Here is a 20067-nt window from a genome sequence, read left to right on the forward strand (position 1 = left end):
GGGCCCGCCGTCCTGGGCGGGGGTGCGGGCCTGCCGTGTCGCGGGCAGGGCGGTGCTACGCCGTGCGCTCGGCGGTGATGAAGACGAAGGAGCCGGTGCCCGACTGCTCGCGGATCGTCAGGCCCGCGTCGGCGAGCCATTTCGCGATCTCGTCCGGCTCGAACAGGAGCATGCCGGCGGGGCGGCTCGGGAAGAAGTGCGAGCCCTGGAAGTAGCGGTCCACCGGGTCGTCGGCCCAGCGGAAGGTGAGCAGAGTGAGGGAGCCGCCGGGCCTGAGGACCCGGCCGATCTCGGCGATGGCGATGTCCGCCTGCTCGGGGAAGGCCTGCAGGGCGTTCCAGCAGTTGACCGCGCCGAAGGTGGCGTCGCCGTAGGGCAGCGTGAGGGCGCTGGCGACGACAGCGGGTACCTTCGGCAGGGCGCGGCGCAGGGCGGTGAGCATGGGCAGGGCGAGGTCCTGTGCGATGAGCCGCTCGGTGCCGACGGCCCGCTGAAGGACGGCGGTCCAGCGGCCGGCTCCCGCGCACAGGTCGAGCACGGGGCCGTCGACGGGCCGGGTGCGGGCGAGGAGGTAGGCGTCCTCGTCGGCCGGGGTGACGGCGTCGTCCCAGTTCAGTCCGGCGATGCGGAGGAACGCCGGGCGCAGCACCGTCTCGTAGTAGACGCCCATGCTCGGCATGGCGGCGAGCTTCTGCAGCAGGTCGGCGGTGTCGTCCTCCTCGGAGGCCTGTGAGCCGGTAGCGCCTCGGGAGAGGTCGAGCAGGCCCTGGGCGAGGGGGAATGCGGTGGCGCAGGCCCGGCAGCGGACGCTGTCGGTGTAGTCGAGGCCGCCGTCGCAGGAGGGGCAGCGCAGGGCGCCGGCGTATCGGGCGAAGGCCTGCGGGCCCGGCTCGCCGGCGGTCTCGGGCGCGGTCTCGGCGGACTGCGCGGCGGGTGCCGGGTAGGAGGTCTCCCGTGCCGCGCCGTGGCGCACGGCCCAGTAGGCCTTCATACCGGCGTATGCCAGCACGGTGCGGGTGTCGTTGTTCCAGTTGGCGGTGATCTGCTCGGGGGCGAGCGCCTCGATCGACGCCTTGTCGAAGCCGCGTTCCTCCTCGTCGAGGTTCCAGGCGGCGGGCGAGGGCCAGCAGCGGCCGAGGTCGGGGTCGTCCGGGTCGAGTGCGCGCAGGGCGCGCTCGAGGCGGGTGAGGTCGTGCTCGTCGAGCAGGAGTTCGTCGGCGCTGGCCGCGGTGAGGATCCGCGCGCGGTCCTCGGGGAAGTGCGCGAGGAGGTACAGCAGGGCGGTGGCCAGGGGCGTTCCCGCGCCGCTGCCCGCGAGGAGTTCCAGGTAGCGGTCCAGGCCCCGGTGGACGGCGGTCCGTATGGGGCCGTCGCCGGCCGGGTGCTCCCGGTACTCGGACTCGGCGAGCAGGCCCAGCAGCACGGCCAGGTGGCCGGCGCGCCTGGCGTCGGCGCCGTGCAGCGCCGCCACGAGGGCGGGGGTGTGCTCCGCTGCGCCGCCCAGGGGGCCCTCGGCGGACCAGACCGTGCCGGCCAGACGCAGGAACTCCTCGGCGAGCCGCTCGTCCGGGGCCGCGGTGAAGGCGGCGAGGAGGTCGGCGGCTGCCGGGGACGTCATGGGGTGGGTCATGTGCGGGGGTCCTCTCTCAGGATGGGGCGGACGCGGACTGCCGGGCCCGCTCGGTGCGGCCCGTGAGCTGCCCGGACACCGCCCGGGCGAGCTCCGCCGTGTTCCCGGGCCCGGTCAGGTAGAAGTGGCCGCCCGGCAGCACCCGCAGGGTGCTGGGGCCGGTGGTGTGCTCGGCCCACGCGCGGGCGTCCCGGGCCGGCACCAGCGGGTCGGCGTCGCCCAGGAAGACGGTGACCGGGCAGGACAGCACATGCCCCGGGTCGGTGTACGTCTCGAACGCCCGGTAGTCGCCGCGGATCGCCGGGAGCAGCAGGCGCAGCAGCGTCTCCTCGCCGGGCGAGCGGGTCGGTGTGCCGCTGAGCCGGTCGATCTCCGCGAGGATCCCGTCGTCGTCGCGCAGATGCACGGCTTCGTGGCGGTGTCGCGAGGGCGCGAGCATCGCCGAGGCGAAGAGGTGGACGGGGGCGGGGCCGGTCGCCTGCAGCCGGGCGGCGATCTCGTACGCGAGGACGGCACCGAGGCTGTGCCCGAGCAGGGCAAGCGGCGCATCACGCAGCGGAAGCAGCGACGCCGTGATATGACCGGCCATCAGCTTCAGGTCGCCGAGCGGGGGTTCGGCCAGCCGGTCGTGGCGGCCCGGGTACTGGGCCGCCAGCACCTCCACGCCCGGTCCGAGCGCCTCGGCCAGCGGGAGCCAGGCATGGGCGGAGCCCCCCGCGTGGGGAAGGCACAGCAGGCGGACCGCTCCCGGGGAGGCGGTCCGCAGCGTGCGGATCCAGCTCACGGGGAGATCGTCTCCACGCTGGGCTTGGCCGATGCCTTGCCGAGGCGCTCACGCAGCCGCATGGCGGGGCTCTCGACGAGGTAGTAGCTGGCCGTGGCGAGGACCACGGAACCGCCCAGGGTGACGGCGAGCAGTTCCAGGAAGCCCCCGGCGTCGAAGAGGCTGCCGTGCCAGTAGTAGATGACGGCGATGTGCCACAGGTACAGGCCGTAGGAGATCCGGCCGAGGAAGCGCATCACCGGGTTGCTCATCACGGCGACGACGAAGCGCGAGGGGTTGGGCACCGTCACCGGGGCGACGAGCAGCAGGCCGAAGAGGGTGTACAGGAGGTGCTCCGTCAGGCCGCCGGCCATCGACGGGTAGTCGGCGTGGCCGGGCCGGCCGATCGGGCGGACGCAGGCGAGAAGGTAGACAAGGGCTGCGAGGCCCCAGCACCACACCGGCTTGTTCTGCACGAAGCGGTAGAACGCCGGAGTGCTCTTCGGGGCGACGTCGGCGCCCGCGGACAGGGCGGCGAGGCCCATGCCGACGGCGATGAACCCGAGCCATTTGGGCGGCCACTCGTTCTGGACGGGGTACGCGCCCAGGGAGGGCAGGAAGGTGTAGGCGGCGTACGCGAAGCCGACGACGACCAGCGGGCTCAGGCCCCACAGGATGCGCCGCACCCGTGCGCCCGGGTCGGCGGTGCGGCGGGCGAACCTGTCCAGCGCCCAGGCGAGCAGCGGCAGGGCGGCGTAGAAGGCGACCTCGGTCGCCAGGGTCCAGGTCTGTTCGAGGCCCCGGCCGACGAGGCGGGCGTCGATCTGGTAGACCTGCAGCAGCAGCACGGGCCGGACGACCTGCCAGATTCCCTGCACGGCCTCGCGGTTGAGGGTGAGCAGCGCGACGGCGACCAGCACCCAGTAGGCGGGCAGTGTACGCAGCGCGCGGCGCCAGAAGTAGGGCTTGATCTCCGGCTTGCGGGTGCCGGCGATCGTCGCGAGGGCGAACGGCCGGTAGAGCAGCATGCCGGAGAGCACGAAGAAGATGGGCAGGCTCACGTGCAGCTGCTGGAGCATGACGCCGAGGAACCCGTTGGGTTCCCGGTCCATGAATCCGACCATGCCGGAGCTGAACGCGACGTGTGTGACGAGCACTCCCATGGCCGCGACCCCGCGCATTCCCTCGAGCTCCGGGAAGAACCGGCGCTCGGTGGTGCGGGTGCCGCTGACGGCCGCGGGAGATCTGGTTGTGGTGATGGCCACCGGACCGACCCCCTGATCAGCGAAGAGACGGGACCAGGGTTCCGGGGGCCGCTTCGGGACCGCATCTTGCGTATTGCGGTGTTGGCCGGGGGCCGGCCGGGGAGGGAACGCGGCGCACTGCGCACTGCGCACTGCGCACTGCGCACTGGGCACTGGGCACCGGGCACCGGGGACGACTGGGGCCGGGAGCGGTACGGGTCCCGGGACCCGTACCGCTCCCCGTGCTCGCCGTACTCGCCGCGCTCCCCGCGTCGGTCGTGCAGGCGTGCAGCCGTGCTCGCCGTCCGGCTCAGGCGCCGGCCAGGTGGTCCGCCAGGCAGTCGAGGAAGCTGTTCCAGCCCGCCTCGACCTCCGCGGTCTTCTCCGCCTCGACCTGGCCGACCTGCCGGAAGGAGAGCTTCGTGCCTCCCCCGTGGTCGGCGAGGCTGATCGTGGTCAGCTCCTCGGCCTCGCCGCGCTCGGCGCGCGCCGCGGCGTTCTCGTCGTTCGGGTCGACCAGGGTGAACACGAGGCGCTCGTCCGGCACGACCTCGCGGTAGACGCCCGTGAACGGGAACTCGCCGATGCCCTCGGCGGCCATGGTGGCCTTCCATGTGCCGCCGACGCGCACGTCGAGCACGACCGTGGCGGGGTCGGTGGAGAAGCCGCGCGGCCCCCACCACCGGGCGAACTGCCCGGGCTCGGTCCACGCGCGGTACACCGCGGCGCGGGGGGCATCGAGGACGCGGGTGACGGTGATCTCGTTCAGGGTCGTCGTGTCCGCCACGGTCAGGCCTCGGGGGCGTCGAACAGGGGGCGGACCTCGACGCCGCCGTCGTTGACGGGGACGATCTTGGCGATCTCGAGCGCGTGGTCGAGGTCCTTGGCCTCCAGCACGAAGGCGCCGCCGATGGACTCCCGGGTGTCGGCGAACGGCCCTTCGCCGACGGCGCCGTCACGGACGCTCCTGGCAGTGCCGGCCGGCTGCAGCGCGAGACCGTTGAGGATCTTGCCGCCGAGCTCCTCGACCTTGCCCGGGAACGCCTCGTGGGCCTCGAGCAGTTCCCTGGGGGCGTTCTCCCAGCCACCGGGGATCTCCGCCTCGTAGATGAAAACCGCGAACTGAGCCATCGGGCTCTCCTTCACTGCGTGACTGCCTGCGTGGTCCGGTGCACTCCACGACGACGGCGTTGCGCAGGCGTGGTGTCCACACCTCCAGCCTCTCGGGCTCCACGGGAACGGCGCATCTTCCAGGTTGCGCACCCCTGTCGGCGCCGCTCGCGCCCCTGGGCGGCCGAGCGGTGCGCGGGCCCATGCGCAATCCGGGAGATGCGCGTGCCGGTGCGCGGCCCCGACGCTGACCGCATGACTGACTTCGCGAACAAGACGTACTTCATCACCGGCGGCGGCAGCGGCATCGGCTTCGCCACCGCCCGTCGTCTGCTCGACGAGGGCGGTGGCGTGGTGATCGCCGGCCGCGACGCCGGCCGCCTCGACCGGGCCGTCAAGGAGCTGGACGGCGGCGACCGGGTGTTCGCCGCGGCCCTGGACGTGGCGCGCCCGGCCGAGCTCGAAGCGGCCTTCGAGCAGGTCCGCGCCCGCTTCGGCAGTCTGCACGGTGTCTTCGCCAACGCCGGCATCGGCCTCAACGCCCGTGCCGCGGACGTGACCGAGGAGGACTTCGACAGGGTCGTCGGCGCCAACTTCAAGGGCGCCTTCTTCACGGTGCAGAAGGCGCTGCCGCTGCTCGCCGAGGGCTCGTCGGTGGTCCTGAACGCCTCCTGGCTGGTGCACCGCGGCATGGGCCCCGGCTCGGTCTACGCGGCCAGCAAGGCGGCCGTGCTCAACCTGCCGCGGAACCTCGCCCCGGACCTGGCCGAGCGCGGCATCCGGGTCAACGCGGTCACCCCGGGCCACATCCGCACCGGGATGTTCGACGAGGTCGCCCCGGTCGAGGAGGCCCGCGACTTCTTCCGCGGCCAGGTCGCGCTGGGCACGCTCGGCACCCCGCGGGACATCGCCGAGACGGTGCTGTTCCTGCTCTCGCCCCGGGCGGCGTACATCACCGGCCAGGAGTTCGTCGTCGACGGCGGCCTCGTCGGCTCCGTCCCGGCCTGACGACCTGCCCGACCCGACCCGCCGGCCGGCCTGCGGGCCCGATCTGCGCCCCGCCCCTGCGCGGGGCGCAAGACCACCGAGGAGAACTGTGATCGGCTTCCGGCTCGACGAGGAGCACGAGGTCCTGCGCGAGAAGGTGCGGGACTTCGCGCGCACCGCCGTGGCCCCGGCCATCGGCGACCTCTACAAGCGGGACGAGTTCCCGTACGCCCTGGTGGCCGAGATGGGCCGGATGGGCCTGTTCGGGCTGCCTTTCGAGCGGGAGTACGGCGGCGGGGGCCGGGACTTCCTGGCCCTGTGCGTGGCGTTGGAGGAACTCGCCCGCGTCGACACCTCGGTCGCGATCACCCTTTCCGCCGCGGTCTCGCTGGGAGCCATGCCGATCCACCGCTTCGGCACACCCGAGCAGAAGGCGCGCTGGATGCCGGCGCTGTGCTCCGGTGAGGGTCTCGGCGCGTTCGGGCTGACCGAGCCCGGCGGCGGCACCGACATCGCCTCCCTCACCACAACCGCCGTGCGCGACGGCGGCGCGTGGGTGGTCAACGGCGCCAAGTCGTTCATCACCAACTCCGGCACGGACATCACCCGCCTGGTCACGGTCACGGCGGTGACGGGGGTCCGCGCGGACGGAAGGCAGGAGGCCTCGGCCATCGTCGTGCCCGCGGGCACGCCCGGCCTCGAGGTCGCGCCGAAGTACTCCAAGGCGGGCTGGAACGCGTCGGACACCCGGGCCCTGGCCCTCACCGAGGTGCGGGTGCCGGCCGGGAACCTGCTGGGGCGGGAGGGCCGCGGCCTGTCCCAGTTCCTGTCGGTGCTGGACGAGAGCCGGATCGCCATCTCCGCGGTGGGCGCGGGCATCGCGCAGGGCTGTGTCGACGAGAGCGTCCGCCACGCCAAGGAGCGGGCGGCGTTCGGGCGCAGCATCGGCGCCCACCAGGCGATCCAGTTCAAGATCGCCGACATGGAGGTACGGGCTCACAGCGCACGGCTCGCCTATTACCACGCCGTGACGAAGATGCTGCGGGGGGAGCCGTTCGGCAGGGAGGCTTCCCTCGCGAAGCTCATCTCCTCGGGGGCGGCGATGGACAACGCCCGGGAGGCGACGCAGGTCTTCGGCGGCTACGGCTGCCTCAACGACTACCCGGTGGCCCGCTTCTACCGCGACGCCAAGGTGCTGGAGGTCGGCGAGGGCACGAGCGAGGTGCAGCGGATGCTGATCGCCCGCGGGCTGGGGCTGCCGGCCGCCGCCTGAGCGGCGCGGAGCACCCCGGACAGGCCCCGGGCCGGGCCGGGGCCCACGGAGCGGAACCCCGCCGGCACGAGGCCCGTGGGAGGAGGGCACCTGCCGGCAGGTGCCCTCCTCCCTCGCGCGGTCAGGCGGCCGGGGCGAGTCGGCCGCCGATCAGAGCGGCTCCCCGCTCGCGCAGTTCGACCTTGCGGACCTTGCCGCTGGCGGTCATCGGGAAGGAGTCGGTGACGGCCACATAGCGCGGGATCTTGAAGTGGGCGATCTTGCCGGCGCAGTACGCCCGCAGTTCGGTGGCGGACATCGGCGCCGCGCCGTCCCGCAGGCGGATCCAGGCGATGAGCTCCTCTCCGTAGTACGGGTCGGGGACGCCGACGACCTGCGTGTCGAGGATGTCCGGGTGGGTGTGGAGGAACTCCTCGATCTCGCGCGGGTAGATGTTCTCGCCGCCCCGGATGACCATGTCCTTGATCCGGCCGGTGATGCCGACGTACCCGTCGTCGTCCATGACGGCGAGGTCCCCGGTGTGCATCCAGCCGTCCTCGTCGATGGCCTCGGCGGTCTTGTCGGGCTGCTCCCAGTAGCCGCTCATCACCGAGTAGCCGCGGGTGCAGAACTCGCCCTGGCTGCCGCGCGGCACGGTCTCCCCGGTCTCCGGGTCAACGATCTTGATCTCCACGTGCGGGCCGGCCCGGCCGACGGTGGACACCCGGCGTTCCAGCGAGTCGCCGGGCCGGGTCTGGCAGGCGACCGGAGAGGTCTCGGTCATGCCGTAGCAGATCGTCACCCGGGCCATGTGCATCCGGTCGACGACCTGCCGCATCACCTCCACGGGGCAGGGGGTGCCGGACATGATGCCGGTCCGCAGGCAGGAGAGGTCGAAGGCGTGGAAGTCGGGGTGGTCGAGCTCGGCGATGAACATCGTGGGAACGCCGTACAGCGAGGTGCAGCGCTCCGCCTCAACCGCCTCAAGGGTGGCGCGGACGTCGAAGAACGGACTCGGGATCACCACGCACGCGCCGTGGCTCAGCGCCGCGATGGTGCCCATCACCATGCCGAAGCAGTGGTAGAAGGGCACGGGAAGACAGACGCGGTCGGCCTGCGTGTACTCCAGCAGCTCGCCGGTGAAGAAGCCGTTGTTGAGGATGTTGCGATGCGTCAGGGTCGCGCCCTTGGGCAGGCCCGTCGTCCCCGAGGTGTACTGGATGTTGATCGGGTCGTCGGGGTGGAGCGAGGCCCCGGCCGCGGCGAGCCGGCGCGCGCCGTACGCGTCGGGCGGGGTCAGCAGGGCGTCCCACTCCCCGCCGCCGATGAGGACGGTGCGGCGCAGGGACGGGCAGCGCGGCGCCACCTCGGCGATCACGGCGGCGGCGTCGGTGGTGCGCAGGGACGGCGCGGCCACGAGCACCCGGACGCCGGCGTGGCCGAGCACATACTCCAGCTCGTGGGTCCGGTACGCGGGGTTGATGTTGACCAGGATCGCCCCGATCTTCGCCGCCGCGTACTGGGTGAGCACCCATGCGGCGTTGTTCGGGGACCACAGTCCGATCCGGTCGCCCGCGCGGACGCCGAGGTCCAGGAGTCCGGCCGCGAGGGCGTCGGTCTGCGCGTCGAGCTCGGCATAGCTCAAGCGGCATCCGCCGCCGGCCCGGTCGACCAGGGCGTCCCGGTCGGGGAAGGAGGCGGCGGACCGCCGGAGGTTGGCGCCGATCGTCTCGTTGAGAAGCGGTACGGGATGAGCGCCTGCGGCGTGACTCGGCCGGGTGGACACCGGGTGGGCGGTCCGCCCGTCCGCCGGCATCGTCGGTTCTTCGGGCTCGCGATGGTCCATTCCGCCATGCTTCCGCCGCCCGCTGCCCCTCGCATCTCGGTGATTGCCCTCCTCACGGCGTTGTCCGCCTCTTCGGGGCCGGGCCCTCCAAGGCGCCGCTCCCCATGGAGCACGATCGGAGAACGGGGCGGCGGAGCATCCGCCCTATTCTTCGGTTGCCCCGCCGACTTCTTCGGCTGCCCGCCCGACGGCCCCGCCCCGGGCGCACATCCACCACGCACGACCCACCACGCACGGCCCACCGTCATCGAGCACCTGTTGGGAGATCGGCCATGAAACTCGGTCTGGCATTCGCGGATTACGCCTGGGAGGGCGGAGCGGTGCGCATGGCGGACACCCTGGCGGCGATGTCCCGCGCCGCCGACGACGCCGGCTTCGACGTCATCGGCGTCGCCGACCACGTCTGGCAGGGCCCCCACATGGGCGGGGCCGAGCAGCCGATGCTGGAGTGCTTCACCGCACTGGCCACCATCGCCGCGCACACCCGCCGCATCCGCCTCATGCCGATGGTCGCCGGGGTCCACTTCCGCGCCCCGGGCCTGCTGGCCAAGACCGTCACCACGCTCGACGTCCTCTCCGGCGGCCGCGCGGACCTGGGCATCGGGGCCGGCTGGTACGAGGAGGAGGCGCGCGGCCTCGGCATCGGCTTCCCGCCGGTGGCCGAGCGGTTCGAGCGGCTCGAGGAGGCCGTCCGGATCTGCCTGGCCATGTGGGACGGCGAGAGGGGCGGCGAGAAGCCCGTCACCGGCCGGCACTACCGCGTGGAGCGGCCGCTGAACGTCCCGCAGAACCTCACCCGCCCCCGGATCATGATCGGCGGCGGCGGCGAGAAGAAGACCCTGCGCCTGGTCGCCCGGTACGCGGACGCCTGCAACCTCTACCCGGGCCCCGACCTGGGCGGCAAACTGGCGGTCCTGCGCCGGCACTGCGAGGCGGAGGGCCGGGACTACGACGCGATCGAGAAGACCTGCATCATGCCGTTCACCGCCGGCGACACGGCCTCCGCGGACGAACTGGCCGGGGTGCTGCGCACGATCGCCGGTGCCGGCGTCACACGGGTGATCGGCATCCTGGAGGGTGCGGACCAGGTGCGCGGGATCGATCTGGTCGGCGAGCGGGTGCTGCCCGCCGTGGCGGACGCCTGACCGCCCGCCGGGAGCCGGTGCCCGGGCCCCGCTCGGAGCGGGGCCCGGGCACCGGCACGCGCTCCCTCAACCGGGCAGTCCGACGGACAGGGCGTGGCGGAACACGTTCCGCGGGTCGTAGCGCTTCTTGACCCGCTGCAGGCGCGGGTAGTTGTCCTTGAAGTACAGGGTGTGCCACGGCACCCCGGAGGTGTTCCACTGCGGGTCGGCCAGGTCGGTGTCGGCGTAGTTCACGTACGAGCCGTCGTTGGCGTCGTTCGGCACCGGCACCCCGCCGGTCTCCGCGTACACCTCGCGGTACATCTCCCGCACCCGCCGGATGTTCGCCTCATCGTCGGCCTCGGCCCCCCATACGGCCATATACGCGGCCTTCAGGACCGAGTCGCGCTGGGCGGCGGCGGTGGCGTCCGGGGCGACGGCGTTCACCCGGCCACCGTATCCGATGAGGATGAGCTGGACGGGGCTGGTCTGACCAGCCGTCAGATGCCGGTACAGCGCCGCCGTCTGCGTGGCCGAGTACCCCTTGCGCAGATACGCGGCCTTGATCTTGATGCGGCGGGTGAAGGGGTCGCCCGGGTCGCCCCAGCCGGGATAGGACGACATGTACAGCCAGGGCCTGACCTGCTGGTCGACGAAGAGCGGCTTGGCGTCCACGCCGGCCGTGATCTCCTCGAAGAACGAGGTCATCAGGCGCTCGGCGTCCGCGGTGGCGTCGTCCATGTGGGCGCCGACGGTCAGTCCGAAGCCGGAGCGGTGGGTGCCGTGGAAGAACCCGGCCAGCGCCGCGTACGGCGAGTCGGGGTCGCTGTTGCGCTCGAACCAGGCGCCGAAGTTCGCCTGGAGGGCGGCGAACGACTCCTCCGTCATCGTCTCCCAGGACCACACGGCCATCCCGCTGCGCCAGGCGGCGGGAGCCTTCGGCAGCAGCTCCGCCGGGTCGTCGGAGCCGGAGTCGGCGCCGGGGGCCCGCATCCAGTAGCGCGTCACCACGCCGAAGGTGCCGCCACCGCCCCCGGTGTGGGCCCACCACAGGTCGCGGTGCGGATCGCCGTCCTCCCGGGTGGCCACGACGGCCCGGGCGACGCCGTCCTCGCCGACCACGACGACCTCCACCGCGTACAGGTAGTCGACCACCGCGCCGAGGCTGCGGGACAGCGGGCCGTAGCCCCCGCCGACGATGTGCCCGCCGACCCCGACCTCGGGGCACTCGCCGGCCGGGATGGTCACGCCCCAGCCCTTGAACAGCACGCGGTAGACGTGGCCGAGCGTGGCGCCGGCCTCGATGGCGAAGGCGCGCCGCTCCTCGTCGTAACGCACCTCGGTCATCTCGGACATGTCGAGGAGCACCTCGACGCCGTCGGTGGCCAGGTCCTCGAAGCCGTGCCCGCCGCTGCGCACGGATATCCGCCGGCCGGCCGCCACGGCCTCGGTCACCGCGGCCGCCACCTGGGCGGTCGTGGTCACCACCCGGACGTAGTCCGGCCTGCCGGGGAACCGGTGGTTGGTCCCCAGGACCAGGCTCGGGTACCGCGGGTCGTCCGCGGTGATCGTGGCGGCTGCGAAGGCGGGGATGTCCGTCTCGGTCACGTCGTTCCTCCATCCGGGCGGGCGGCCGGGGGCCCGCTCTGGCCGCCCGGCCCGGGGCCGCCACCAGCGTGAACGAGACGCGCTCCGGATGTCTTCTCCCGCCGTGCGCTTCGGCCGCCCCGGCCCGTTCTTCCAGATTGCTCAAGGCCGCGGTGCGCCCGGGATTCGCTTGTGGCCGCGGCCCGGGCACGTGTTACCTGTTGCGGGAAGCCCGTGGGCAGGCGCCGAGCGCCGTCCGGTCCTCCCTTCGCTCCCGCTCTTCCCTGCCCCGTGCTCGGCTGTCCGATGAAGGAGGATCCGTCCCATGTGCGGCATCGCCGGGGCCATGGGCCTGCGCAACGGTGTGGAGGTCGACTCCCGGGCGCTCGCGCGCATGACGGCGACCCTGCTGCACCGGGGCCCGGACTCCGGCGGGGTGTTCGCCGAGGACGGCGTCGGGCTCGGCTTCCGACGGCTGAGCATCAACGACCTCGGCGGCGGCGCCCAGCCGATGTCCAGCGAGGACGGCGCCGTCGTCGTGGTGTGCAACGGCGAGATCTTCAACCACCGCCGGCTGCGCGCCGAACTCGTCGGCAGGGGACACCGCTTCCGCACCGACTGCGACGTCGAGGTCCTGGTGCACCTCTACGAGGAGGAGGGCACCGAGCTGCTGCACCGGCTGAACGGGCAGTTCGCCTTCGCCATCCTCGACCGGCCGAGGCGCCGCCTCTTCCTCGCCCGCGACCATGTCGGCGTCCTCCCCCTGCACTACGCCACGACCGCGGACCACTTCGTCTTCGGCTCGGAGGCCAAGGCCGTCCTGGAACATCCCGGCGTAGACCGCGCGGTGGACCTGACCGGCCTCGACCAGGTGCTCACCTTCCCCGGCCTGGTCAGCCCCCGGACCATGTTCCAGGGCGTCAGCAGCCTGCGCGCCGGCCACTACCTGCTCGTCGAGGACGGTGCCGTACGGGAGGTGCCGTACTGGGACCTCGACTACCCGAGCGCCGGCGAACTCGCGCCGAGGCCGGACGCGTACTACGCCGAGCGGCTGCGCGAGTTGCTGACCGGGGCGGTACGGCGCCGGCTGGACGCCGACGTGCCGGTCGGCTTCTACCTCAGCGGCGGGCTCGACTCCTCGCTCATCGCCGGTCTCGTCGGGGAGCTGGCGCCCCCGGCCGACTCGTTCTCCGTCACCTTCCCCGACGCGGAGATCGACGAGTCGGGCTACCAGCGCCTGATGGCCCAGAAGGCCGGCTCCCGCCACCACGAGGTGCGGTTCACCACCGCGGACATCGCCGAGGACCTGCACCGGATGGTGCTGCACGCCGAGACGCCGGTGAAGGAGACGTACAACACCTGCTCACTGGCGCTGGCGCGGCGGGTCCGCGAGAGCGGCACCACGGTGATCCTCACCGGCGAGGGCGCCGACGAACTCTTCGGAGGCTATGTCGGCTACCGCTTCGACCGGCTGGGCCGCGGCGCCGGCAGCTCCGGCGACGACCTCGCGGACGCGCTGGAGGACGACGTGCGGCGGCGGCTGTGGGGCGACGCCGGCCTCTTCTACGAACGCCGCTACCACGCCTGGCGCGAGGCCAAGCTCGGCATCTACTCCGCGGGGGTCCGCGAGGCGTTCCGCGACGTGGACTGCCTGCGCCTGCCGCCCGTGGACCCGGCCCGGCTGGCCGGACGGGACCCGCTGGACCAGCGCTCCTACCTCGACTTCCGGCTGCGGCTGTCGGACCATCTGCTCTCCGACCACGGCGACCGGATGGCGATGGCCCACTCCGTGGAGGCCCGGTACCCCTTCCTGGACCGGGAGGTCGTGGAGTTCGCCACCGAGGTCCCGGCCCGTCTCAAGGTGCACCCGCTCGGTGAGAAGTACGTCGTGCGGCAGGCCGCACAGGGCCTGGTGCCCCCGGAGATCATCGACCGCGAGAAGTTCGGCTTCCGCGCGCCGGGCAGCCCGGCGCTGCTGCGCGCCGGCGTCGAATGGGTCGGCGACATGCTCTCCCCCGCGCGGATCAGGCGGCAGGGGTACTTCGACCCGGCGGCCGTGGAGAGGCTCCGGGCCCGCTACACCGGCGACGGCTTCGAGGTCCATCCCCACTACGGCGACGACCTGCTGCTCACCGTACTGACCTTCGGGATCCTCCTGGACACCTTCTCCCTGCCGGACCACTCGTAAGGAACACTGATGACGTTCGAAGCCATCCACGACCTGGTGGGCAGGACGATCGGGCGATCGCCGGACCAGGTGGCCGTCGAGACCCCGCAGGGGTGCCTCAGCTACGCGGAACTGGACGCGCGCGCCGCACATGTGGCGGACGCCCTGAAGGCCGCGGGGGCGGGCGCCGGCGCCTTCGTCCCCGTCCTGGTCCAGGACCGCCGCGACCTCGTCGCCGCCGTGCTCGGCATCCTGCGGATCGGCGGCGTCTTCGTCCCCCTGGACCTGGCCGCCCCGCCCGCCCGGCTGCGGGCGACGCTCCTCGAGGTCGCGCCCGAGTGGGCCGTCGTCGGATCCCCCGCCGACCCGGCCGCGCTCCAGGCGCTGTCCGAGGCCGCGCCCGCCGCGCACACGGTCACCTCCGGTCCCGCCGCCTCCCCCGGAGGCCGCCGGGAGCACCACCGTTCCGGCGCGGACGACCCGGCGTACGTCTTCTTCACCTCCGGCACCACGGGCCGCCCCAAGGGCATCGTGGGCCGGCTCGGCTCCATCGCGCCGTACATCCGGTGGGAGACCGGGCTGCTGGGCGTGGAGCCGGGCTGGCGGGTCAGCCAGCTGGCCTCCCCGTCCTTCGACGCCGTGCTGCGCGACCTGTTCGTCCCGCTGACCACCGGCGGCACGATCGTCGCCCCGCACCCGGAGACGCTCCTCGACCCGGCGGCCCTGGCCCGCTGGACCGACGAGGAGCGCATCGACCTGGTGCACACCGTCCCGTCGCTGTTCCGGGGCCTGGTCTCGGCCGCGATCGCCGGGGACCGCACGCTCGGCTCGCTGCGCTGGGTGGCCCTGTCCGGTGAGCGGCTCGCAACCTCGGACGCCGAACTCCTCTTCGGCCGGTACGGCGACCGGATCCGGCTGCTGAACCTGTACGGGCCGTCGGAGACGACGATGACGAAGACCTTCCACGTCGTCACCCGCCAGGACCTCGACCGCCCGTCGATCCCCGTCGGCCGCCCGATCCCGGACGCGGAGGTGCTGCTCCTCGACGAGCACGGGCGGCCCGCCGAGCCCGGCACGGTCGGCGAGATCCATCTGCGCACCCCCCACCGGTCCCTGGGCTACCACGGCCACCCCCAGGAGACCGCCCGGGCCTTCGTGCCCCACCCGGTCACCGGCGACCGAACCGACCTCGTCTACCGCACCGGGGACTACGGCCGCCTGCTCGACGACGGCGCCCTGGAGTTCCTCGGCCGCAAGGACCACCAGGTCAAGATCGGCGGGGTACGGGTCGAGCTGGAGGGCGTCGAGTGCGTACTGCGCGACCATCCGGCCGTCGCGGACGCCGCCGTGGTCGCCGACGAGGAGGCCGGCGCGGCCCATCTCCGCGCATACCTGGAACTCCGTGACGCCCCGGCCGGCGCCGCGCCCGAGGAACTGAACAGGGAGCTGGACAGGGAGCTGCGCGGCCATCTGCGCGAACGGCTGCCCGACAGCGCGGTGCCGGCGGTGCTCGTCCCGCTCGCCGAGCTTCCCCGCACCCTCAGCGGCAAGATCGACCGGCGTGCGCTGCCCGTCCCCTCGCCCCGCGCCGCGGACCGCATCGCGGGCGAGCCGCCGCGTACCACGACGGAGCGGACGGTGTCGGCGCTGTGGCTCCGGACCCTGCCCGTCTCCGGTGCCGGCCGGGACGACGACTTCTTCGCATCGGGCGGCACCTCGCTGCTCGTCGTCTCGCTGCTCGCCCTGGTGAACCGGACCTTCGGGGTCACCGTACCGCTGCGGGACTTCCTGCTGTCGCCGACGGTCGCGGGCCTCGCCGCGGCGGTCGAGAAGGAACTGCCGACAGCCGACGCGCCACTCGACGACCTCTTCGCCGTCGAGGGACCGGACCTCCGATGACCACGCATCCCGCTCCTGCGACCACCGCCGCGGTCTCGGCCACCGCCGAGACCGGCGCCGCCACCGACGCGGGCGAGCGGGCCTGCGCCCGCTGCGGGATCAGCGGCCGCTACCCCGGCATCGCCTTCGACACGGCCAGCATCTGCGACCTGTGCACGATGTACGAGCGCCACGGGACCGAGATCGACGCCTACTTCGGCGACGTGGAGCGATTCGTCTCGCTGGTCCGCGCCCGGGCCGCGGAGCGCGGCTCCGACGTCGACTGCCTGCTGCTCTACAGCGGCGGCAAGGACAGCTCGTACGTCCTGTACCGGCTGATCGACCTCGGCCTGCGCGTGCGGACCTTCACCTTCGACAACGGCTTCATCTCCAGGACCGCCCTGCGCAACGTGGAGGCCATCACCTCCGAACTCGGCATCGAGCACGTCACCGCCACCCACGCCGACCAGGACAGGGTCTTCCTGCGCAGCCTCCAGCAGCACAAGAGCGTGTGCAACGGCTGCTTCCGCTCGCTGCTGGACCTGAGTACCCGGCACGCCCACGACCTCGGCATCCCGACCATCGTCACGGGCCTGTCACGCGGTCAGATCATGGACGAGCGGCTGTCCTGGTTCCACCGTCAGGGCATCTTCGACCCGGCCGAGATCGAACCGGGTCTGAAAGAGGGCCGCCGGGTCTACCACCAGGCAGGCGGGGGCATCGCCCCCGAGGTGGTCGACTCCGTCGAGGTCGTCGACTACTACCGGTACTCCGACGTCACCAAGGACGGCATCCGGGCGCTGCTGCACGAGCGCTCCGACCTGTGGGCGCAGCCGGGCGACACCGGCTTCTGCAGCTCCAACTGCATGATCAACGACGCGGGTGTCCTCGTGCACACCCGTGAGCGCGGCTTCCACAACTACGAGGCGCCCACCCGTTGGGAGGTGCGCCTCGGGCACCTGGAACGGGCGGAGGCGGACGAGGAACTGCGCATGCCGGCCGCGACCCCGAGGGTGCGCAAGATGCTGCTGCGGATCGGCTACCCGCTCCCCGAGGCGGGGACGGTCCGCCCCGCGGCCGGTGCCCCGGCGGCGGAGCGGCCCCTGCCCGCGACCGCCACTGCCTCCACGGCCGCCACCGGCGACTCCGCGGCAGACGGCGGTTCCACAGCCGACGGGCGCCGTACGCCGCTGACGCCCGCTCAGCGGCAGGTGCTGGCCCGCGCCGGGAACACCCCCGGCCGCCAGGGCAGGGCCCTGCTCCTCGAGGCGAAGGACCCGGCCGACTCCGCCCTGGCCCGCCGGTCGACGCTGGCGCTCCTGCTGCACCACGAGGCGCTGCGGCTGCGGTTCGCCGAGCGCGACGGCGGGTGGGAGCAGTACGACGCCGGGGTGTCCGGTGCCCTTCCCGTGCTGCGCCTGGACGCCTCCGGGCGGGACACCCCGGCGGAGGCCGGGCTGCTGCACGCGGCCGTGGACCGGCTGCGGTCGCGGATCAGCCTCACCGACGGCCCACTGCTGCAGTTCGCCCTGGTCGACCGCGGTCCGCTCCCGGCCCGGCTGCTCCTCGTCGTGCACGAACTGCTGGCCGACATCCGCTCCTGGCGGACGCTGCTGCGGGACCTGTCCGCTCTCTGGGCAGCCGGCGGAGAGACGCCGCTCCCGCCGACGGAGTCGTTTCTGCACCGCGCGGCGGCCGTCGCGCCGGGCGCGGCCGACCGCTTCGGCCACCCGGGTCCGGGCCCGGCGCGGTCACCGGCGGCGGACGCCGGCGCACGGGAGCCGGTACGGATCCGGACGGACTGCGGCGCGCCCGCGAGCGCGACGCGGGTGGCCGCGGCGCTGTCGGCGGTCCTCGCCGACCTGGGCGACGAGCCGGGCGTCGAGGTCCTCGACCACACGGCCGAGGACGGGCCCCGGGGCATCGGGCGGTGGGCCCTGGCACAGGCCCCGTCGTCCGGCGCGCCCGCGCCGATCCGCTACGAGCACTTCGGCGACCTCGCCGCGCTGCTGCCGGCCGGCTCCCCCTTCGCGCTCGTCGCCGCGGACGAGGCCGACTTCACCGTCCTGCCCGGGACCGGCCGGGACGCGGTGACGGTCAGCGGCGTGGTCCGGCAGGGGGTGCTCCACCTGGACTGGTGGTGCCCGCCCGGCCCGCGGGGCCGGCTGCTCGCCGCCGCGGTACCCGAGCGGGTGGCGCGCCGGCTGACGGCGGCCGCGGACTCAGCGGCACCATGACGGCCCCGGGACCGGAGCCGAAGCGGGAGAGGGTGCCCGAGCCCGGACCGGTTTCGGCGCCGACGCCGACGCCGACGCCCGCCGGGACACTCGGTGTCCTCGGCGGGATGGGGCCCGCCGCGACAGCCGAGTTCCTGCGGCTGCTCGCCGCCCGGGTGCCGGCGGCGGATGACCAGCACCATCCCCGTATCGTCATGCTGTCCGACCCGTCGGTCCCCGACCGGTCCACCGCCCTGCTGGAGGGCGGCGACGCCCCGCTGCCCGCCATCCGGGAGGGACTGGCGACCCTGGCCCGCTGGGGCGCCGACCTGCTGGCCGTGCCGTGCAACACCGCGCACGTGTACATCGACCGGATCCGGGCGGAACTGCCGGTCCCCGTCGTCCACATCGTCGACGCGACGCTGCGGGCGGCGATGGCCATCAGCCCGGAGGGCGGCTGGCTGGCCGCCACCACCGGTACCGTCGCCAGCGGCCTCTACCAGCGGCGGGCCGCGGAGTTCGGCTACCGGCTGGCCGTCCCCGGCCCGGCGGTCCGGGCGCGGATCCACCACGCCGCCGTCCTGGTCAAGGGGGGCCGTACGGACGAGGGCGGGCGCCTGCTCGCGTCGGCCGTCCGCCCGCTGTGGCGCGAGGAGCGCCTGCCGGTGCTGACCGCGTGCACGGAACTTCCGCTGGCCTACGACGCGTCCGGGCTGCCCGCGGCGGCGACGGTCTCCAGCCTGGACGCCCTCGCGACGGCCTGCGTGGACGCCCTCTACCCCGCTCCCGCCCGGCCCTCCTCCCGCGCGGCCGGACTGACGGCGGCGGCGTAGCGGGCGGACGGGGCCGAGGACGGTTGTCTTGAACGGCTTCCGCTGGACCCGCGCGAACGGCGGGAAGTGGCCCCACCTCTCGAACGGGTAGCCGACGGCTCACCCGGACCCCTGACGGCCTCTTCTCGCTGGCTGCGCTTGTGCGCGGGCCACCCACCGGCCCGCCGGTCGAACGCTTGGCGGAGCCACTTCTCACCGTTCCGGTGGGGCCACCGGAGACCGTCGCAGACAGACGGTTCGCCCTCGCGCCGGTGGGCGTCGTCCCGGATGGAGGAGGGAGGTTGTCAGCCGTCGATGCGGTCGGCCCGCTCGCGAAGGTCCTGGGCCCGGGGCAGGCTCTGGAGGCGGCACAACCGTACGCGCATGTCTCGCAGAGCGGCCTGTACCTTCACCGACTGAATGCCGTCGGCACACTCGACGAAGTCGCTCCAGGTGTCGAGGGCACCGTCCACGTCGCCTTGGCGGAGGCGAACGCCGCCGAGGTCGGCCAGGACGATGGCACGGGTGCGACGCCGGTCCACACCGTGGATCTCCAGAGCGAGGTGGAGGTGTTCCTCGGCGGCATCGAGGTCGCCGAGCCGGGAGAGGATCATCCCGGACTCGTGGGCCCACCGGCCGGGCGAGTAGTGAGCCGCCCAGGACTCGCCGCCGGTCGCGGTCGGCTTGCCGATCGCCGTCTCGGACAGGCCCAGATGCCGGGTGGCCGTCCTGCGGTCGTCGTCCTGGGCGGCGGCGTTCGCGAGGGTGGCCTCGTAGTAGGCGACGGCGCGGCCGTTGCGTACGTGACCGCCGTACTCGACACAGGCTTCGCCGAGTTGCACGGCCTCCGCCCGGAAACCCAGCTCGACGCACTGCACTGCGAGTCCCCGCAAGGCAGTGGCGGACAACTCGGGCTCCCCGGCCTCGGCGGCGAGACGGAAGGCATGCGCGTAGTAGCCCTGGGCGAGCCCCCGCAGATGTGGGGTGTCGCCCTCGTCCTGGGCCATCCATCCGGCCAGGTGGACGAGCTGGGAGGCCGCGGCGTACAGCTCTCGGCCGGTGGCTGCGGTGAACCGCCCGTTCAGCCAAGGGCGGACGTCTTCGGTGAGGTAGCGCACGGCCAGATGGCGAGCGTGGCCTCCGCCGAGTTCGGAAGCGGAGTCGCCCAGAGCCTTGACCATCTGCTTGACGGCAGCCACTTCGCCCCTGCCTACGCGGACCGCTCCGGCAGGGGTGCCGCGGGTGCGGCGGATGATGCTCTCGGGGTCGGGCAGACCAAGGGCCGCCAGGGCGTATCCGCTGGACGCGGTGATGAAGATCCGGCGGTCCAGTTGAGTCGGCCCGGGGCGCGGTTCAGGCATTGCTGCCTGCCCGTTTCCCCGGACCGCTCTCCGAACCCGGCGTACCCGTTTCCGAGTACCGGGCTCTCCACGGTCTCGTCCGTCAGGCAT

The 20067-nt window shown here is 73.3% G+C and carries 15 protein-coding genes; 7 read left to right on the forward strand and 8 right to left on the reverse strand.

Annotated features, from left to right (window positions below; translation table 11 throughout):
• Positions 1–55: 55 nt before the first annotated feature.
• The 5 genes from SCWH03_RS27145 to SCWH03_RS27165 form a co-directional block, all read right to left on the reverse strand.
• A complete protein-coding gene (locus SCWH03_RS27145; protein ID WP_173267382.1) occupies positions 56–1630 on the reverse strand; it encodes a class I SAM-dependent methyltransferase in 1575 nt (524 codons plus the stop codon).
• A 16-nt stretch (positions 1631–1646) separates the two neighbouring features.
• The gene (locus tag SCWH03_RS27150; RefSeq protein ID WP_173267384.1) at positions 1647–2414 is read right to left on the reverse strand and encodes a thioesterase II family protein; all 768 of its coding nucleotides are present in this window, start codon (positions 2412–2414) and stop codon (positions 1647–1649) included.
• Positions 2411–3658, reverse strand: coding sequence for an acyltransferase family protein (locus tag SCWH03_RS27155; protein ID WP_173267386.1), 1248 nt, complete (start codon positions 3656–3658; stop codon positions 2411–2413). Before SCWH03_RS27155 ends, SCWH03_RS27150 begins: the two co-directional genes overlap by 4 nt.
• Before the next feature lie 289 nt (positions 3659–3947).
• Positions 3948–4424, reverse strand: a complete 477-nt coding sequence (locus SCWH03_RS27160; RefSeq protein ID WP_173267388.1) for an SRPBCC family protein — start codon at positions 4422–4424, stop codon at positions 3948–3950.
• A 2-nt stretch (positions 4425–4426) separates the two neighbouring features.
• Positions 4427–4768, reverse strand: a complete 342-nt coding sequence (locus SCWH03_RS27165; protein ID WP_173267389.1) for a YciI family protein — start codon at positions 4766–4768, stop codon at positions 4427–4429.
• A gap of 234 nt (positions 4769–5002) precedes the next feature.
• Between SCWH03_RS27165 and SCWH03_RS27170 the strand changes: the two genes are divergently transcribed.
• The gene (locus tag SCWH03_RS27170; protein ID WP_173267391.1) at positions 5003–5755 is read left to right on the forward strand and encodes an SDR family NAD(P)-dependent oxidoreductase; all 753 of its coding nucleotides are present in this window, start codon (positions 5003–5005) and stop codon (positions 5753–5755) included.
• A gap of 88 nt (positions 5756–5843) precedes the next feature.
• The gene (locus SCWH03_RS27175) at positions 5844–7007 is read left to right on the forward strand and encodes an acyl-CoA dehydrogenase family protein (protein WP_173267393.1); all 1164 of its coding nucleotides are present in this window, start codon (positions 5844–5846) and stop codon (positions 7005–7007) included.
• 121 nt (positions 7008–7128) lie between these two features.
• On the opposite strand, the gene SCWH03_RS27180 is transcribed toward SCWH03_RS27175, so the two are convergent.
• Positions 7129–8832: an AMP-binding protein gene (locus tag SCWH03_RS27180; protein ID WP_371872797.1), complete on the reverse strand. Its 1704-nt coding sequence runs from the start codon at positions 8830–8832 to the stop codon at positions 7129–7131.
• A gap of 272 nt (positions 8833–9104) precedes the next feature.
• On the opposite strand from SCWH03_RS27180, the gene SCWH03_RS27185 reads away from it, so the two are divergent.
• A complete protein-coding gene (locus SCWH03_RS27185) occupies positions 9105–9977 on the forward strand; it encodes an LLM class F420-dependent oxidoreductase (RefSeq protein WP_173267395.1) in 873 nt (290 codons plus the stop codon).
• A gap of 66 nt (positions 9978–10043) precedes the next feature.
• On the opposite strand, the gene SCWH03_RS27190 is transcribed toward SCWH03_RS27185, so the two are convergent.
• Positions 10044–11564, reverse strand: a complete 1521-nt coding sequence (locus SCWH03_RS27190) for an FAD-binding protein (protein WP_173267396.1) — start codon at positions 11562–11564, stop codon at positions 10044–10046.
• Positions 11565–11868: 304 nt separating this feature from the next.
• Between SCWH03_RS27190 and asnB the strand changes: the two genes are divergently transcribed.
• From asnB to cuyB, 4 genes are read left to right on the forward strand one after another with little or no spacing between them, the layout of a single operon-like run.
• Positions 11869–13731 (forward strand): asparagine synthase (glutamine-hydrolyzing), encoded by a 1863-nt coding sequence (asnB, locus tag SCWH03_RS27195; protein ID WP_173267398.1) that lies wholly within the window; start codon positions 11869–11871, stop codon positions 13729–13731.
• Between the two features lie 9 nt (positions 13732–13740).
• A complete protein-coding gene (locus SCWH03_RS27200) occupies positions 13741–15609 on the forward strand; it encodes an amino acid adenylation domain-containing protein (RefSeq protein WP_173267400.1) in 1869 nt (622 codons plus the stop codon).
• Positions 15606–17825 (forward strand): condensation domain-containing protein, encoded by a 2220-nt coding sequence (locus SCWH03_RS27205; RefSeq protein ID WP_173267402.1) that lies wholly within the window; start codon positions 15606–15608, stop codon positions 17823–17825. Before SCWH03_RS27200 ends, SCWH03_RS27205 begins: the two co-directional genes overlap by 4 nt.
• Complete coding sequence (gene cuyB / locus SCWH03_RS27210) at positions 17822–18637, forward strand: cysteate racemase (protein ID WP_173267404.1); 816 nt, start codon at positions 17822–17824, stop codon at positions 18635–18637. Before SCWH03_RS27205 ends, cuyB begins: the two co-directional genes overlap by 4 nt.
• Positions 18638–18921: 284 nt before the next feature.
• On the opposite strand, the gene SCWH03_RS27215 is transcribed toward cuyB, so the two are convergent.
• A complete protein-coding gene (locus tag SCWH03_RS27215; protein ID WP_254077059.1) occupies positions 18922–19977 on the reverse strand; it encodes an NsdA family TPR-like regulatory protein in 1056 nt (351 codons plus the stop codon).
• Positions 19978–20067: the final 90 nt, after the last annotated feature.

Origin of the sequence: Streptomyces pacificus (assembly GCF_011766325.1) — a bacterium.
In the GTDB taxonomy this organism is placed as follows: Bacteria; Actinomycetota; Actinomycetes; order Streptomycetales; family Streptomycetaceae; genus Streptomyces; species Streptomyces pacificus.